Annotated in this window: 1 protein-coding gene; it reads left to right on the top strand. The window is 45.9% G+C overall.

Features of this window, described 5'->3' with window-relative positions; all coding sequences use genetic code 11:
• Positions 1–815: methyl-accepting chemotaxis protein (locus R7E00_RS25220; RefSeq protein WP_318124940.1), on the top strand; the 815-nt coding region annotated here is incomplete at its 5' end.
• Between the last annotated feature and the right edge of the window lie 212 nt (positions 816–1027).

Below are 1027 nucleotides of genomic sequence, written 5' to 3' on the forward strand. Positions count from 1 at the left end.
CTCTTATGCAGCAAATCAGCTCGGACTTGAATCAATCGATTCAACACAGTTCTGAAATTTCTGCGACACAACAAGAACACCTCAACTCTCTTGCAAGTGCAACGGAGCAGATGGCTTCAACGATTCGTGAAGTTGCGACACTGGCTCACGATTCAAGCACACAAACGGATGATGCACGTAGTGTGGCTCAGTCAGGCCAAGTGAAGGTCGAAAACACGCTTCACTCGATTTCAAATCTGTCGAATGAGATTCAATCTGCTTCTCAAGCGGTTGAAGAGCTAGATGCAAATGCAGCGCAAATTGATGAAGTGGTAACAACCATCAACGGTATCTCTGAGCAAACTAACCTACTCGCCTTGAACGCTGCAATTGAAGCGGCTCGTGCAGGTGAACAAGGTCGAGGCTTTGCGGTTGTTGCTGATGAAGTCCGTGCTCTTGCAGGCCGTACTCAGCAAGCAACCGTTGAAATCCAAGCGATGATTGAATCATTACAGCGTAACAGCCAATCCCTCACCAAACTCATGGAAGTTACGGTAAACAATGCCAACGAAGGTCAAAACCTGATGGCAGAAGTAAACCAAGAGATTGGCTCGCTTGCCGATAAAAACCAAACCATCTCAGACAGCAGTATTCAAATTGCGACTGCAGCTGAGGAACAAGGTGTCGTTGCAGATAACATCGCCGCAAGCGTCGAAGAAATCCGAGTTCAAGCAGATAATGTGTGCAATATGATCAGTACGACCTCGCAAAACGTCGAACAGTTGCGTAAGCAAAGCGATACGATGGAATCTCTCCTCACAGGTTTGAGAGCATAACCAAATATCAGTTAATCAGGGTCACGCAAGTGGCCCTTTTTTATGCCTGCTAACAGCTATGCCAACGATAATGACTAACGATACCGACTGTTTAGCAAATGACTGGATTGTTGAGGGATATTGCTTTTGCCCTCAACATCCCGGACAATACGCCCCTTTCAAAATTCAACAAGAGCTAATGAAATGACAGCTGCTATCTATTTGGTTAAAGG

This window comes from Vibrio sp. Vb1755 (genome assembly GCF_033338635.1).
In the GTDB taxonomy this organism is placed as follows: domain Bacteria; phylum Pseudomonadota; class Gammaproteobacteria; order Enterobacterales; family Vibrionaceae; genus Vibrio; species Vibrio alginolyticus.